The 14,731-nt window shown below is 69.4% G+C and carries 16 protein-coding genes; 8 read left to right on the top strand and 8 right to left on the bottom strand.

Annotation, left to right across the window (positions count from 1 at the left end):
* Positions 1-40: 40 nt before the first annotated feature.
* Positions 41-712: a TetR/AcrR family transcriptional regulator gene (locus tag LTT66_RS26075; RefSeq protein ID WP_233061040.1), complete on the bottom strand. Its 672-nt coding sequence runs from the start codon at positions 710-712 to the stop codon at positions 41-43.
* A gap of 94 nt (positions 713-806) precedes the next feature.
* Here LTT66_RS26075 and mptB point away from each other — a divergent pair, with 94 nt between their 5' ends.
* The 5 genes from mptB (at position 807) to pip (ending at position 6,445) form a co-directional block, all read left to right on the top strand.
* Entirely contained in the window at positions 807-2,489 is a 1,683-nt protein-coding gene (gene mptB / locus LTT66_RS26070) for a polyprenol phosphomannose-dependent alpha 1,6 mannosyltransferase MptB (RefSeq protein WP_233061039.1), read from the top strand.
* Positions 2,490-2,562: 73 nt separating this feature from the next.
* Positions 2,563-3,495 (top strand): ABC transporter ATP-binding protein, encoded by a 933-nt coding sequence (locus LTT66_RS26065; protein ID WP_233061038.1) that lies wholly within the window; start codon positions 2,563-2,565, stop codon positions 3,493-3,495.
* A complete protein-coding gene (locus tag LTT66_RS26060) occupies positions 3,492-4,283 on the top strand; it encodes an ABC transporter permease (RefSeq protein WP_195064190.1) in 792 nt (263 codons plus the stop codon). The genes LTT66_RS26065 and LTT66_RS26060 overlap by 4 nt, the downstream gene beginning before the upstream one ends.
* Positions 4,284-4,423: 140 nt before the next feature.
* Positions 4,424-5,398, top strand: a complete 975-nt coding sequence (locus LTT66_RS26055) for a COX15/CtaA family protein (protein ID WP_233061037.1) — start codon at positions 4,424-4,426, stop codon at positions 5,396-5,398.
* 66 nt (positions 5,399-5,464) lie between these two features.
* Positions 5,465-6,445 (top strand): prolyl aminopeptidase, encoded by a 981-nt coding sequence (gene pip / locus LTT66_RS26050; RefSeq protein WP_233061036.1) that lies wholly within the window; start codon positions 5,465-5,467, stop codon positions 6,443-6,445.
* 19 nt (positions 6,446-6,464) lie between these two features.
* Here pip and LTT66_RS26045 read toward each other — a convergent pair whose 3' ends face one another.
* The 5 genes from LTT66_RS26045 to LTT66_RS26025 all read right to left on the bottom strand — a co-directional run bounded on the left by LTT66_RS26045 (position 6,465) and on the right by LTT66_RS26025 (position 10,302).
* Positions 6,465-8,705 (bottom strand): serine/threonine-protein kinase, encoded by a 2,241-nt coding sequence (locus LTT66_RS26045; RefSeq protein WP_233061035.1) that lies wholly within the window; start codon positions 8,703-8,705, stop codon positions 6,465-6,467.
* Positions 8,706-8,809: 104 nt separating this feature from the next.
* Positions 8,810-8,974, bottom strand: coding sequence for a hypothetical protein (locus tag LTT66_RS26040; protein ID WP_233061034.1), 165 nt, complete (start codon positions 8,972-8,974; stop codon positions 8,810-8,812).
* A gap of 265 nt (positions 8,975-9,239) precedes the next feature.
* The gene (locus LTT66_RS26035) at positions 9,240-9,464 is read right to left on the bottom strand and encodes a hypothetical protein (RefSeq protein ID WP_195095250.1); all 225 of its coding nucleotides are present in this window, start codon (positions 9,462-9,464) and stop codon (positions 9,240-9,242) included.
* The gene (locus LTT66_RS26030; protein WP_233061033.1) at positions 9,461-9,919 is read right to left on the bottom strand and encodes a DNA-directed RNA polymerase subunit beta; all 459 of its coding nucleotides are present in this window, start codon (positions 9,917-9,919) and stop codon (positions 9,461-9,463) included. Before LTT66_RS26030 ends, LTT66_RS26035 begins: the two co-directional genes overlap by 4 nt.
* Positions 9,916-10,302 (bottom strand): hypothetical protein, encoded by a 387-nt coding sequence (locus tag LTT66_RS26025; protein ID WP_233061032.1) that lies wholly within the window; start codon positions 10,300-10,302, stop codon positions 9,916-9,918. The genes LTT66_RS26030 and LTT66_RS26025 overlap by 4 nt, the downstream gene beginning before the upstream one ends.
* Before the next feature lie 218 nt (positions 10,303-10,520).
* Here LTT66_RS26025 and LTT66_RS26020 point away from each other — a divergent pair, with 218 nt between their 5' ends.
* The 3 genes from LTT66_RS26020 (at position 10,521) to LTT66_RS26010 (ending at position 13,522) form a co-directional block, all read left to right on the top strand.
* Complete coding sequence (locus LTT66_RS26020) at positions 10,521-11,753, top strand: helix-turn-helix domain-containing protein (RefSeq protein WP_233061031.1); 1,233 nt, start codon at positions 10,521-10,523, stop codon at positions 11,751-11,753.
* Between the two features lie 412 nt (positions 11,754-12,165).
* Entirely contained in the window at positions 12,166-12,732 is a 567-nt protein-coding gene (locus LTT66_RS26015) for a flavoprotein (RefSeq protein WP_233061030.1), read from the top strand.
* Positions 12,733-12,958: 226 nt separating this feature from the next.
* Positions 12,959-13,522 carry a putative immunity protein gene (locus tag LTT66_RS26010; RefSeq protein ID WP_233061029.1) on the top strand — a complete coding sequence of 188 codons (564 nt, stop codon included), beginning with the start codon at positions 12,959-12,961 and terminating at the stop codon, positions 13,520-13,522.
* Between the two features lie 7 nt (positions 13,523-13,529).
* Here LTT66_RS26010 and LTT66_RS26005 read toward each other — a convergent pair whose 3' ends face one another.
* Both LTT66_RS26005 and LTT66_RS26000 read right to left on the bottom strand, forming a co-directional pair.
* Complete coding sequence (locus LTT66_RS26005) at positions 13,530-14,333, bottom strand: transporter substrate-binding domain-containing protein (protein ID WP_233061028.1); 804 nt, start codon at positions 14,331-14,333, stop codon at positions 13,530-13,532.
* Between the two features lie 3 nt (positions 14,334-14,336).
* On the bottom strand, positions 14,337-14,687 hold the full coding sequence (locus LTT66_RS26000) for a hypothetical protein (RefSeq protein ID WP_181725657.1): 351 nt from the start codon (positions 14,685-14,687) through the stop codon (positions 14,337-14,339).
* Between the last annotated feature and the right edge of the window lie 44 nt (positions 14,688-14,731).

Genomic DNA, 14,731 nt, shown 5'->3' with positions numbered 1-14,731 from the left:
CGTCCGAGTCTCGCTAGAACGTTCTTTCCAGTCAAGCCTCTCATGGGGAATTCCCCTGCTCGGCAGGCATTTCCGGAATTCTTCCGGCCGGACCGGCCGCGGACGCCGATCCGCCGCCCGGCGCGGACCCGTCGCCCCCGATCCCCGCCGCCGCGAAGGTCGACCGGATCAGCCGCTCCATCGACTTCGCCACCGTGCGCAGCGGCGCGTCCGTCTGCCGGATCCGGGCCAGGATGGTGGCGCCCTCGTAGGCGGCGACCACCGTGGTAGCCAGTTCGGCCGCCTCCTGCCCGCCGAGGCCGAGTTCGGCGAGCAGCCCCGCGAACGCCTGCTCCATCGTGTCGAAGGCGCTGACGCAGGCCGAGCGCACCGCCTCGACGTCGCTGCCGCCGTCCAGTGCGGGCGTCCCGATCGGGCACCCGTCGGTCCACCGCGAGTCCGCGAGCTTGCCGACCATGAATTCGAACAGCGTGGCCATGGTGGCGAACACGTCGGTCGGCGCCTGCCGGATCATCCGGCCGGTCAGCGTCCCGGTCCCGGTGATCGCCGCGACGGCGATCTCCTCCTTGCCGCCCGGAAAGTGGTGGTAGATCGAGCCGTACGGCAGTTCGGCCGCTTCGCTCAACGCCTTCAGACCGAACCCGTGATACCCGTGCCGCGCCAGCAGCCCGGACGCGGCCACCTCGATCCGCCGCCTGGACTCCGAAACCATCCGTCGATTGTGCCCCGCGACGGGGGCGGGTCCGGTCGGAACGAGCGGGGTCCGTGCGCGGTGCGAGATCGCCGCTCGAACTAGGCTTCGTGACGTGGCGGTACTGGAGGGCGCGCGGCGCAGGACACTGGCGTTCGGGCGCCGGGCACTCGGACTCGACGTGCCCGCGGCCGATCACACGATCGCGGTGCTGCACCGCGACGAGTCGGAGGTGCCCGGTCTCGATCGCAAGGAGCTGGCGCAGCTCGACCGCATCCGCCTGATGGGCGCGACCGGCACGGTGCTGATGGCGATCAGCGCGCTCGGCATCGGCGCGCAGCCGGTGCACCAGAACCCGGTCTCCGGCGTCCGCGTGCTCGGCATCTTCGCCCGCGCCCACACCGGCTCGCTGGCGATGTGCATGACCGGCACCGTCGTCGTGGTGCTGGCCTGGCTGCTGCTGGGCCGGTTCGCGGTCGGCGGCATCGGCGGCTCCCCCGTGCACCGGCTGACCCGCTCGCAGCTGGATCGCACGCTGCTGCTGTGGATCATCCCGCTCAGCGTCGCCCCGCCGCTGTTCAGCAACGACGTCTATTCCTATCTGGCACAGAGCGAGATCGCCGCGCGCGGCATCGATCCGTACCAGGAGGGTCCGGTGGCCGGGCTCGGCATCGACAACGTCCTGACCAACAACGTCCCGACCATCTGGCGCGACACCCCCGCGCCCTACGGTCCGCTGTTCCTCTGGATCGGCCGGGGCATCGCCGAACTCACCGGGGACAACATCATCGCGGGCGTGTGGGTGCACCGGATCCTCGCGCTGGGCGGCGTCGCGCTGATCGTGTGGGCACTGCCCCGGCTGTCGGCGCGCTGCGGCGTCGCGGCGGTGAGCGCGCTGTGGCTCGGCGCTGCCAATCCGCTGGTGCTGTTCCACCTGGTCGGCGGCGTGCACAACGACGCGCTGATGCTCGGCCTGATGCTGGCCGGGCTGGAGTTCTGCCTGCGCGGCATCGAGGACACCCACCCGTTCGACGGCCGCGCCTACGCGTGGCTGATCAGCGGGGCGGTCACCATCACCTTGTCGTCGACGATCAAGTTCACCTCGATCGTCGTGCTCGGGTTCGTCGGCATGGCCTTGGCGCGGCGCTGGGGCGCCTCGCTGCGCACGGTCGCCATCGCGGCGGCCATGCTCGGCGCCATTGCCATCGGCACAACGCTTTTCATCAGTTCGGTGAGCGGTCTGGGCTTCGGGTGGATCTACACGCTGAACACCGCGAACGCGGTGCGCAGCTGGATGTCGCTGCCGACGGCGCTCGGCATCATCACCGGGTTCGGCGGTGTGCTGCTCGGGCTCGGCGATCACACCACCGCGCTGCTGAGCATCACTCGCCCGATCGCGGCACTCGTCGCGGGCTTCTTCACCGTGCGCATGCTGGTCGCCACGGGCACCGGGCGGTTGCACCCGGTCGGCGCACTCGGCGTGGCACTGGGTGCGATCGTGCTGCTGTTCCCCGTGGTGCAGCCCTGGTATCTGCTGTGGGCCATCGTGCCGATGGCGGCGTGGGCGACCCGGCCGGTGTTCCGCGTTCCGGCGGTGGTGTTCTCGGCGATCGTGAGCGTCATCCTGATGCCGCGCGGCGCCAACCTGGAAGTGTTCCAGATCGTGGGCGCCGCGATCGCCACCGTGATCGTCGCGGTGCTGTTCCTCGTGATCACGCGCAACTCGCTGCCCTGGCGCGGGCAGACGGGGGTGTCGGCTCCGTCACAGGTGCCCACCTCTTACGGTGTGACATCGTGACCGAGCGTGGCGAGGGAGCCATCTACACAGCACCATCGGGTGCGACGCGGCCGAGCACCGGCGAGGCGGAGTCGTGATCACAGCTTCCGGACCCGCGGTCAGCGTCGACGGCATCGTCAAGCGTTACGGCTCGACCACCGCCGTGGACGGCCTGACGTTCGAGGTCGAACCGGCGCGGGTGCTCGCGCTGCTCGGCCCGAACGGCGCGGGCAAGACCACCACCGTGGAGATGTGCGAGGGATTCGCCGCGCCGGACGCGGGCACGGTGCGCGTGCTCGGCCTGGACCCGATCGCCGATTCCGAACGGCTGCGCCCCCGCATCGGCGTCATGCTCCAGGGCGGCGGCGCGTATCCCGGTGCGCGGGCGGGCGAAATGCTCGACTTGGTGGCCGCCTACTCCGCGGATCCGCTCGATCCCGACTGGCTGCTGCGCACCCTCGGCCTGCAGGACAACCGCCGCACCCCCTACCGCCGCCTCTCCGGCGGCCAGCAGCAGCGGCTGGCCCTGGCCTGCGCGCTGGTGGGCAAGCCGGAGATCGTTTTCCTGGACGAACCCACCGCCGGCTTGGACGCTCAGGCGCGGCTGATCGTCTGGGAGTTGATCGACGCCCTGCGCCGCGACGGGGTCACCGTGGTGCTGACCACGCACATGATGGACGAGGCCGAGCAGCTCGCCGACCAGCTGATGATCATCGACCACGGCCGTATCGTCGCCTCCGGCACCCCCGCCGAGGTCACCGCGCACGGGGCGGCCGGGCAGCTGCGATTCTGCGCGCCGCCCAGACTGAACCTGGAACTGCTGGCGAACGCCCTGCCGGAAGGGTTCGCGCCCCGGGAGACCACCCCGGGCACCTACCTGGTGGAGGGCGAGATCAATCCGCAAGTGCTCGCGACCGTCACAGCGTGGTGTGCGCGAATGGACGTGCTGGCCACCGACATCCGTATCGACCAGCGCCGCCTCGAAGACGTCTTCCTCGAACTGACCGGACGGGACCTGCGCGGATGAGCGAGCACGACCGGACCGCCAACCGGTTCGCGCCGGGGACCTTCGCCCCCGGCCCCCGGCCGAGCAGCCGCGCCGCGATGCTGCTCGCGCAGACCAGACTCGAACTGATCCTGTTGCTGCGCAACGGCGAACAACTCCTGCTCACCATGTTCATCCCGATCACCCTGCTGGTGGGGCTGAGCCTGCTGCCCTTCGGCGACCTCGGCACGCACCGGGTGGACAAGATCGTCCCGGCGGTGATGATGGTGGCCGTCATGTCCACCGCGTTCACCGGTCAGGCCATCGCGGTCGGTTTCGACCGGCGCTACGGCGCGCTCAAGCGGCTCGGCGCGACGGCGCTGCCCCGGTGGGGCGTGATCGCGGGCAAGAGCGCGGCCGTGCTCATCGTGGTCGTGCTGCAAGCCGTCCTGCTCGGGTTGATCGGCTTCGCGCTGGGCTGGCGTCCGGAAGCGGCCGGGCTGCTGCTGGGTGCGGCGGTGATCGCGCTCGGCACCGCCACCTTCGCGGCGATGGGCCTGCTGCTGGGCGGCACCCTCAAGGCCGAGGTGGTGCTCGCGCTGGCGAACATCCTGTGGTTCGTCATGCTGGGCGTGGCCAGCATCGTCTTCGCCGCCGACGACCTGCCCGCCGCGGTGAGCGTGCTCGCCCGGCTGGTGCCGTCCGGAGCGCTCGCCGAAGCGCTGGAAAGCGCGATGCACACCGGCGTCGACTGGTTCGGGATCGCCGTTCTCGCCGTCTGGGGCGTGGTCTCGGGCATCGCGGCCACCCGCCTGTTCCGCTTCCACTGAATTCCGGGCGCGGCGCCGGCGGTTCGGTGTCCGCGTGAGCGGCACGTCCAGCGCGGCAGGCAAGGCGACCGGCAGACTCAACGACGAAATGTAGTAGACCGGGTGCCGGGCCCGGATCCGGCCCGGCTACGATTTTCGACGTGCTGTATCGCGCGTTCCTGCGACTCGTCGACAAGCTGCCGCTGCCCTCCTTGCGGGCGCAGCGCCTGATCGCGCTGGCGGTCATCCTGTCCCAGGCGGGCATCTCGGTGACCGGCGCCGTCGTGCGGGTCACCGCGTCCGGACTGGGCTGCCCGACCTGGCCGCAGTGCTTCCCCGGCAGCTTCACCCCGGTCGCGGTGTCGGAGGTTCCGGCGATCCATCAGGCGGTCGAGTTCTCCAACCGGCTGCTCACCTTCGTGGTGACGCTGTGCGCGGCGGCGATCGTGCTGGCGGTCACCCGGGCCCGCCGCCGCCGCGAGGTGCTGGTGTACGCGTGGCTGATGCCCGGCGGCACGGTCGTGCAGGCGATCATCGGCGGCATCACGGTGCGCACCGGACTGCTCTGGTGGACCGTCGCGACGCACCTGCTCGCGTCCATGGTGATGGTGTGGCTCGCGGTGGTGCTGTACGCGAAGATCGGCGAACCCGACGAAGGCATCGACGTTGTGCGAGCGCCCGCACCGCTGCGCTGGCTCACCGCGCTCGCCGGGGTGGCGCTCGGCGCGGTCCTGATCGCGGGCACCCTGGTCACCGCCGCGGGTCCGCACGCGGGCGACAAGAGCATCGAGCGGCAGGTGGAGCGGTTGCAGGTCGAGATCGTCACCCTGGTGCATCTGCACTCGCAGTTGCTGGTCGGGTATCTCGCGCTGCTGGTCGGGTTGGCGTTCGGCCTGTTCGCGGTCGGTATCCCGCCCGCCGTGCGCACCCGGCTGTTCGTCCTGCTCGGGTTGGTGTGCGCACAGGGGCTGGTCGGCGTGGTGCAGTACTTCACCGATGTCCCCGCCGCGCTGGTCGTCGTGCACGTGGGCGGGGCCGCCGCGTGCACCGCCGCCACCGCCGCGCTGTGGGCATCGCTGCGCACCCGGGAGCGCGTCGCCGCCCCGAAACCGGACCCAGCCGCCCAGGCCGCCTGAGCGAGGTAGACGCCTCCGAGGGTGAGAACGGACCGGGGGTTGCGCTCGGCGGTAGTGTGGTCGCTCGTGTCCACGCACCCGCAACCCGATGCGCCGCAGCCTTTTCCCGATATCGAGCCGTATGCCCGCGGACTGCTGGACGTCGGCAACGGTCAGCGGATCTACTGGGAGACCAGCGGTAATCCGGAGGGCAAAGCGGCGCTGGTGGTGCACGGTGGGCCGGGCGGCGGCGGACGGCGCGGCTCGCGGAAGAGTTTCGACCCGGCGGTCTACCGGATCGTCCTGTTCGATCAACGGGGCTGCGGGGAGAGCCTGCCGCACGCCTCCGACCCGGCGGTCGATCTCGCGGAGAACACCACCCATCATCTGATCTCCGATATGGAACGGCTGCGCGAACACCTCGGGATCGACCGCTGGCTGCTCTACGGCGGTTCCTGGGGCGCGACGCTGATCCTCGCCTACGCGCAGCGCTACCCCGAGCGGGTCAGCGAAATCGTGCTGGCCGGGGTCACCATGACCCGGCAAGAGGAGATCGACTGGCTCTACCGCGACGTCGCGCGGCTGCTGCCCGAGCAGTGGGAGACCTTCCGCATGGGCGTTCCGCTCGCCGACCGTCACGGCGATCTGGTCGACGCCTATCGCCGGCTGATGGAAAGCCCCGACGCGCCGACCCGCGAGTCGGCCGCGCGGCGGTGGTGCGCCTGGGAGGACGCGGTGATCGCGCACGAGAATCTGGGCAGCCCAGGGCAGTACAGCGCCAAGCCGGACGCCGCGCGACTGGCGTTCGTGCGGATCTGCACGCACTACTTCGCCCACGCGGCCTGGCTGGAGGACGGGCAGTTGTTGCGCGACGTGCACCGGTTGACGGGCATTCCCGGCGTGCTGATCCACGGCAGACTCGATCTGAGCGCCCCGCTGTACACCGCCTGGCAGTTGGCTCGAGCCTGGCCCGAGGCGGAACTGCAGGTCATCGATGATTCCGGGCACACGGGCAGCCCGGCGATGGGTACCGCCATCCGGCGCGCGATCGCCCGGTTCGCCCCATAGGCTCCGCCGGCGCGGCCGATCAGCGCACGCCCGCCACTGGCCTCCTGACCACCCGCTGCAACGCGCGCAGGTCGGCGTCGAGCGTCCGGTACAGCCAATAGACGGCGACGAACGCGAGTCCGCCGACCGCGCACAAGCCCAGGACCGAATCGCGCACCAGCGGAAGCTCCTGCTCGGGTTCGAGCAGGCTGAATCCGGCCAGCACCCCGACCACCGGAACGGAGGCCGTGACCGCGAGATAGATCGTGGTTCTTCGACGCAGCGCGCGAATATGGCCGGAGTCGTGCGCCGTGGGGCGGCTGTAGCGCAGATAGACCGGATAGACGGAGCGGACGATATAGAAGGTCGACAGGAAGAACGTGTAGGCGACGGAGATGACGGCTGCCATGAAAACCGTCATCGCCGCATGGATCACCAGCCGCGCCGGAAGGTCGGTGAGCCAGAGGCACAGGAACGCCCCGGTCACGGTTGCCGTTATCCCGGTCTGGAAGGTGTTCAGCGCACACATATCGCCCCAGAACAGTGTGCGCGCCCGCGCCCGCGCGAGCAGTGCCTCGTCATAGCGTCTGCCCTCGCGCAAGCCGCGAAGAACCGTGAGCTGATCACGGGACATGAATGCGTAGATGACGATGGACAGCGGGCCTGCGATGAGAACGAAAATGTAGACACCCATGTTGAGCTGCAAATTGGTGGCATCCGACAGGCGCTCTCGGAGCAGTTCTTGAACGTGCACGGCCATATAGATCGTGGCCAGGCCGACGCCGACCAGCGACGACAACCACAGAACGGGGGTGGGCCAGCGTGAAAGCCGGAGCCGCCAGCTGTCCGGCGGCGGATAGACGAGATCGCGGGCCCTCTCCTCGAGGCACAAGTCGAACTGCTGCGCCAATTCCGAACCGGACGAGTAGCGGTCCGCACGGGCGGCTGACAGGCACTTCAACAGCACGCGCCGCAGCGCCACAGGGCAATCCGGCGGAAGCTCCGAGAGGAACTTCGGCTCGACGGGTCTGCGCCGCAGTTCGATCATGCGGGCAAGCGATGTCTCCGACTCGCCCGCGGAGGTTTCGTCCACGAAGGGGCGGCGGCCGGTGAGCAATTCCCACAGCATGACCGCCAGCGCGAAGATATCGCTTCGAGTATCGAGGTCGGCGGCGGAGCTGGGCAGGTCGGGATGACAGGCTTGCAACTGCTCGGGCGACATATACGCCAGTGATCCGCCGAAGTACGCCAAGGGGCTGGTGCCCTTGACGCGTTCGCTGAAACTGACGTTGAAGTCGGCCAGCTTCGGAATCCCCTCGGCGCTCAACAGCACATTCGCCGGTTTGATGTCCCGGTGCAGCACCCCGCGTTCGGACGCGTGCTGCAACGCGTCCGCGAGTCGGCGGCCGAGCCAGGCGACGGTCTCCGGCCAGGTCAGTGCGGCGATCCGGGTGCGAACGGCTGATTCCGTCGGCCGCACCTCGCCTTTGTCGGCGAGTACCTTGTCGATGGCGTCGAGCAGCAGTTGCCCACCGCGCCGGTCCCGGGGCGTCGCGCGCGACAAGCGCAGCACGTCGAGCAGTGTTCCGCCGGGGAGGTACTGCATGTACAGCAGCTTCAGTTCGCCGTCGGCGATGAGTCGCTGGTCGAAGATGCGCACGATGTAGTCGTGGTCGAGCTGGGCGAGCGTCTGCGGCTCGTTGCCGTGGTTGTGCGAGATCTTGACCGCGACCAGTCGCTGCATCGATTGCTGACGAGCGAGATACACCTGGGCGAACGCACCGGCCCCGATCCTCATCAGGAGGTCGAAATCGTCGACCTGATCACCGACGTCGATGGCGTCGAGCGCGATTTGGGCACCTGGGCGGGCGATCATCGTGCTGCGGTAGTCGCTGGTGAGCCGGTCGAGCGCAGGACCGGCCGCGGTGGCGGTGGCGGCAGCGGCCAGGTCGGCGGCATCGCTTCCGTGGCCGCCGCGGCGCATGGCGTGGAATTCCTCGTAGACCAGATCGGCCGGAAACGGCCCGTTTCGCAGCTCGGCGAATTCCGCACGGTAGTCGATCAGCCGCTTGGGAAAGTCGTAGCGAATCCAGCGATACTCCAGGTCGACCTTGATCAATTCGATCAGTATCGTGCGCCGCTCGGCTTGCTCACGGGGTAGGTAGGCGGCCAGATCGGGTGGGGATCCGGACGCCCAAGCCTCTGAGAACTGCGCCACGACGGCGGCGAGCGCGGCGCGGGTTCGTTCGGCTGAATCGGCCAGATCGATCGGCTCACGCATCGGTAGCTCGGAATCAGCCGTGATCGATCATACGGCGGCTGCGCACGATGCGTCCTTGCCTCGCAGGTGTCCCACATCAGCTCCTCGACGTTGAATTTCCCTGTTCAAGGGTATCGCTCCGGGAAGGGCAGGTACTGCATCTGCGCGAGAGCGGCCGGATTAGTCGCTTTGCAGATAATTCGCCAGTCCGCTCGCTCGGTCAATTCCGGGTCGGTGGCCGCGCCGCGCACCACCGACACCGCGCCACCGGACTCCGCGGCAATGACCATGACGACATGTCTTCGACGTCATCGCGGATTCCGGCCGACACCAACTCGGCATGCGCGCTCACAGCACGCCCGCCGCCCAGGGCAGCGCGTCGGCACTGCCGTCCTCGATGACCGCACCGGCTCACGCGCCCGCCCGCGCCGGGAGCCCTTCGCCGACGCTTTAAACAGATCGACTGACCGGACGCCGACCACGACGCCGCTTCCCGTCGAGTTCACCTCGACGCTCGGACGCGACGCCGCGGCCACATCCACACCTCGCCGACGCTTACGGATCGAGGAACAACCGCTCGTTGGGCAGGCGAGGTAGACCGGTCGGGTCGTCCGGCAGCACCGTGACCGCGTCCTCGTAGTGACGGGCCCGCCATTCCTGGACGAACAACGCGGCAGCGGTCGCGCAGGCCGCGAAATCCAAACGCACGTCGTGGAATTGGACCGAGAGATGGACGTCGTCCTCGTCCGGCCGCGGTGACCGGTGCTCCGGCGCGGTCACCACCGGCGTCCCACGCGCTGACGAATCGCCGCGAGTACGACCGAGCCCGACGGCCGGAACGTGTCGCGAGGCGGTTCGACCCACACCCGGAAGCACGGCGAGTGGTCGGCGGGCGAGGGCAGCGCGATCTGCGCACCACCGCGGGCGACCGACACGTCCAGGCGGAACAGTTCGGCGAACAAGCCGGACTCGTCGGGCAGGTCCGGCCGCACCAGGTAGGTCCAGCGTCTCGAGCGCGGATGCGAGATGATCGGCCCGAGCGCGGACCGCCGGACCTGCATCAGCGCCTTCACCTCCTGACCCAGACGAGCGGGCATGGTGATCGCGCCCACGCGGCCCGCGGGCACGACGATGCGTCCGAGGTCCGGTTGCACGACCGCCGCGAGCCCGCACTGCCGGTAGAAACGGCACCGGCTGGCCGGGGTGTCGGCCGCCGGATCGGATGGTTCGCTCACCGCGCGCTCTCCGCCGCGCCGCCGAGGTGTCCGATGCGGGAAGCGATCACCGGTTCCGCCGTGCGCACGTACTCGTGCGACACCCGCCGCGTCATCGCCGCGAAGTAGGCGGCGCGGTGAACGATCACCGTCACGGAACGGGGCGTGGGCACGCGATCCAGTAGCCATAGCGTCGAACCCGGCGCGAACTCCGCGCCGGGTGCGCAGCTCGCGCCGACCTCGTACCCGTACCGGTCGGCGACCGGCCGCACCACGATCACCGGGGTCGTGCTCGGTGGCAGCGTCGGCATGCGGGAGCCCGCCCCGACCGCACCCGCGTCATCATCACCGTCCGGTGCCACGGCCGTGGCGTACCACACGAACCCGAATGCCCTTCCCCGCATAACTTTCGCCTTCCCCTGCGCGTTTGTTGTGAGCACCCACCGGGGCGCGCACGACCGATGTGCCGCGCGCCGACGTGCCGGCGCATGGTCGTGCCCGTGCCACGGGCGAGTGCTCGGGAAAGCTTGGCGGGCCCCGAAACCCGCGCTGTCCCGGTGCGGGACACCTGGCGACGCGTCTAGCATGGGGTTTTCGATCAGCACCCGGCGAGGGAGAGCCGATGAGCGAAGATCTGGGGAAGGACGACGGCCGGTACATCGGCCGTCGGGTGCGCGCCATTCGCGCGCGCCGCGGCATCTCGCAGCAAGTCTTGGCCGACCGCGTCGGCGTCAGCCGGGGAGCCATCGCCAAATACGAGAACGGCGAGCGCCCCATCGATTCCCGGCGGACTCTGCACGCACTCGCCCAGGCGCTCGGCGTCGCGGTCGGTGACCTGACCGGCGACCAGCAGGATCGGCTGGATCCGGTCTCCGCCGGGTTCCACTCAGCGGTATCCGACATCGAAACCGTGTTCTGGACGCGCGGGGACATCACGACCGCCGCACCGTCGCGAAGTCTGGACGAACTCACCGCTGCGACGAAATACGCGGCTGAACTGCGACGTGCATGTGACTACGCGAGGCTTGGCCCGATGCTCGCCCCCTTGCTGACCGACTGCTATCGCCATACTCGCGACGCGACCGGGGTGGGCCGGGACCGAGCCTGGGACGCGCTGGCCACGGTCGCGTATCTCACGGCACAGTCGGCGTCACGCCGGGGATATCCCGCGCTGGCGTGGACAGCATCGCTGGAAATCGAACGCGCGACCGAAAACGTCGGTGGCACATCAGGTCCGGCGACAGCCGCTTACACTCGAAGCCAGATACTCCTTGCCCGGCCCGGAACTCTGCCTGCCGCACTCCATGACGCCGAGGCAACAGCCGAGCGGCTGGCGCCGGACGTGCGATCGCTGGGGGAAATCGAAACTTACGGCATGCTGCACCTGCAAGCCGCACTCGTCACCGCCGCACTCGGCGGCGATCCAGCCGACCACTTGAACGAAGCGGACGAGCAAGTCGCCCGGCTCCAGCAGGCCACCCCCGACCCCACCCTCCTGCGCAACCCGACCTTCAACGCGACAAACGTGACCTTGTGGCGGATGTCTGCGGCGATGGAACGCCGCGAGCCGGGCCAAGTCCTCGAACTCGCCCCCACCCTCGATCCCGAAACAATCCCCGCCGAAGGACGCCGGGCCCAATACTTCGTCGAAATCGGCCGCGCCCACGCGCTGCGCCGCGACTACCGCAACTCCCTGCACGCCCTGCTGCGCGCCGAACACATCGCCCCCCAGCAGATTCGCAGCATGACCCATGTCCGCGAACTCGTGGGCCACATGATGCGCACCGCCCGCCGCGACCTCACCACCGGGGATCTGGGCCGCCTCGCCAAACGCATCGGCGCCGTCCCCGCCTGACGCTCGTCACCACCACATTGGCACGCAAATATATTGCGGCACAGATGCTTCGAGCGACGCCGACAGCAGGTCCGTCCCTGCGTCCCAGCAGCGCGGCAACCGCTCGAGCTGGTCGTTGCCGCCGTCACCAGCGATTACGGCCCCTTCTCGGGCGGTTGGCACCAACCGCGATCCAGCCCGGGCCTGGCCTGACACCGTCAGGAAGCGTGCAGAACCGCTGGCAACGGCACGGTGACAATTTGTTCCGAGCCTTCGCCCCGCTGGCCTGGCGCGATCATCAGCGACGACGGCCGCCTCGCCGACTTCACCGGTGACCTCGCGGCGGCAATGCGCCGATCGGTGGGGCACACGGCAGAGTCGAGCGGACGCAGGTCGACCTCGGCGCGCACCGCCGCCGTGACACCATGATCCTGTGGACGCCAATGGAAATCCCGTGCTGTACGCCCTGGTGACCGGCTCGCCCGCCGCGCGTGATGTCGGCAAGTTGATCACCCTGGCCCAGGCGGACGGCTGGGTCGTATGCGTGATCGCCTCGCCGTCCGGCACGCGGTTCATCGACGCCGACGCGGTTGCGGCGCAAACCGGTTATCGCGTGCGCAGCGAATACAAGGAACCCGGCACGCCGGATGTGCTGCCGCCCGCCGACGGCCTCATCGCCGCTCCGCTCACCGGCAATTCGATCGCGAAATGGGCTGCGGGGATATCCGATACGCTCCTGCTCGGTCTGCTGGTCGAAGGGTTCGGCAAAGGTTTGCCGATTGTGGGCGTGCCTTACTCGAATCGCGCGCAGATCAGCTTCCCCGCGATTCAGGAGGGGCTGCGCAAACTGTCCGACTGGGGGGTCACCATCGTGATCGGCGAGGGTGAGCCGCACGAGCGGGGCACCGGGGAAGCGCGTCTCCCCCACTTCCCCTGGCAGGCAGCTTGGAAAGCTCTCCTCGAGCATCCGCGCCGAACCGGCGCCGACCATCCGAACTGACCCGCACGGCTGCCGCCGACGCACCCCCGGGCCGCTCGGTCATGCCGACAGCGCGGGCACCGCGGACGAAGCGCGGCTTCGACGCCTGGAGGATGCGGCGGTCGTCGTGCGGCCTGGCCTGATCTCGAACTGCCCGATCCGCACCTTGTTTGAAGGTTTTTCCGCACTGTCCTGCGAATATTGCCAGGAACTTCCAACCGGCGGCTCAACGATACCGTCGAATCTCATGAGTGCAGCCGACGAGAATCCGCCGATCGAACTCAGCATGACCGAACTGCGCGCCGTCACGGCCTATGCCCTGGCCTGCGCGGAGCCTGTGCTGGCGATCTTCGAGCGCGACTGTCCCGATGATTCGCGTCCCCGGGCCGTGCTCGACGAGGCGCGCGGGTTCGCCTCCGGGGGCAAGCGGACGAAGGCGCTGCGCGTGACCGCGCTGGACGCGCACCGGGCCGCACGGGCGGCTCGCGAGAGGGGACATGAAGCCGCATCCGACGCGGCGCGCGCGGCCGGTCACGCGGGAGCGGCCGCGTACCTGCACCCGCTGGCGAAGGCGACCCAGGGCGGGCACATCCTCATGTCGGCCGCCCACGCGGCCCGAGCGCTCGAACTCGAGGCAGGCGACGACCGTCACGTCGGCGGCGACTACATCCACAAGGCTACGGAGCTGGCCGGGCCCATCGTGGTGAGCGTCCTGATGCGTTACCCGCACGCCCCGAGTGGTCGCGGCCGCGTGGGAGAGCTATGGCGGGAACTGGACGCATCGCTGCGACGGCTGGCGACCGATCGTTGACCGGCGGTCACCCTGAGGAAGCCGCGGGCCCGATCCACTGGTCGAACAGCCGGTCCACCGCGCCGGTCGCGAGCTGGGTCGCCAGGTAGGCGTCCAGGGCGGTCGCCAGAACCGGATCGTCCTTGCGTACCAGCAGCACCTTCCCGAACGAGTCGAACGGCGCTTCGGGATGCAGCACTTGCAGGTCCGGGTGCTGGCGCACGCGGTAGCGGCCCTCGACGGAGTCGGTGACGAACACGTCGGCGCGGCCCTGCTCGATCTCGCCGAAGATCGTCAGATTGTCCGGCCACAAGGTGAGCTGCGCGTCGGGGAAGTTCTTGCGCGCGAATTCCTCGTTCGTCCCACCGCGATTGGCGATCACGCGAACACCGGGACGGTTGATCTCCGCGATGGTCGCGTAGGCGGCGCCGTTCGCGCGGTGGGTGATCGGCGCCTTGCCGTCGGTGCCGTAGATGATCGAGAAGTCCGCGAACACGCGGCGCGACGGCAGATCGGAGATTCCCCCGACCGCCAGATCGCAGTTCCGCTCGGCGAAGTCCGTCCGCAGCGTCGCCCACGTCACGGGCACGAACTCGATCGGGCGGCCGAGCAGTGTGGCGAACCCCCGCGCGAGGTCGACGTCCACGCCGCGGTAGCCGCCCGCGTCGTCCCTGATCGAGTACGGCGGATAGTCTCCGGGCGTGCACGCGCGCAGCACGTTCGAGGGCTGCGAGGGCCGCGCGGCCGCCGGAACCGCCACTGCGACGAGCGCTGTCCACGCGGTGAGCAGAACCGCGCCGATGCGGCCGGGCAGCGTCACTCGGCTACGCACCGATCACTTCTCGTTGCGCGCCTTGGGGAAGCGGGCCTGCTTGGCGACCCAGCCCGCCATCTTGGCCCAGTGACCTTTGCGCGGGGTGACGATCGAGGTGAGTTCGCGATCCCATTCGTCCGCCTCGGTGAGACCGTCGATGGTGTCGATCAACGCCTTGGCGGTATCCAGGTCCGCGACGACCCGGTCACCGAGGACGCCGTCGGCGCCGACCAGGGTGACGCGGACGCCCGCGCGACCGATCGGCTGGAGCACGGCCGTGGCGGATTTGCCGTGGTCGGCGACGAATCCCTTGACGGACTCCACGAGGGCGCCCGACAGCTTCACCGGCGCCGTGGCGGTTTCAGTACTCATGGCAGGCAGTTTACCGACCGGTAGAAAGCGGGCCCGCCGCTCGG

The sequence above is a fragment of the Nocardia gipuzkoensis genome, assembly GCF_021183645.1.
In the GTDB taxonomy this organism is placed as follows: Bacteria; Actinomycetota; Actinomycetes; order Mycobacteriales; family Mycobacteriaceae; genus Nocardia; species Nocardia abscessus.
Note: the sequence above shows the minus strand (reverse complement) of the source record. Positions and strands in the feature narration are given on the sequence as shown.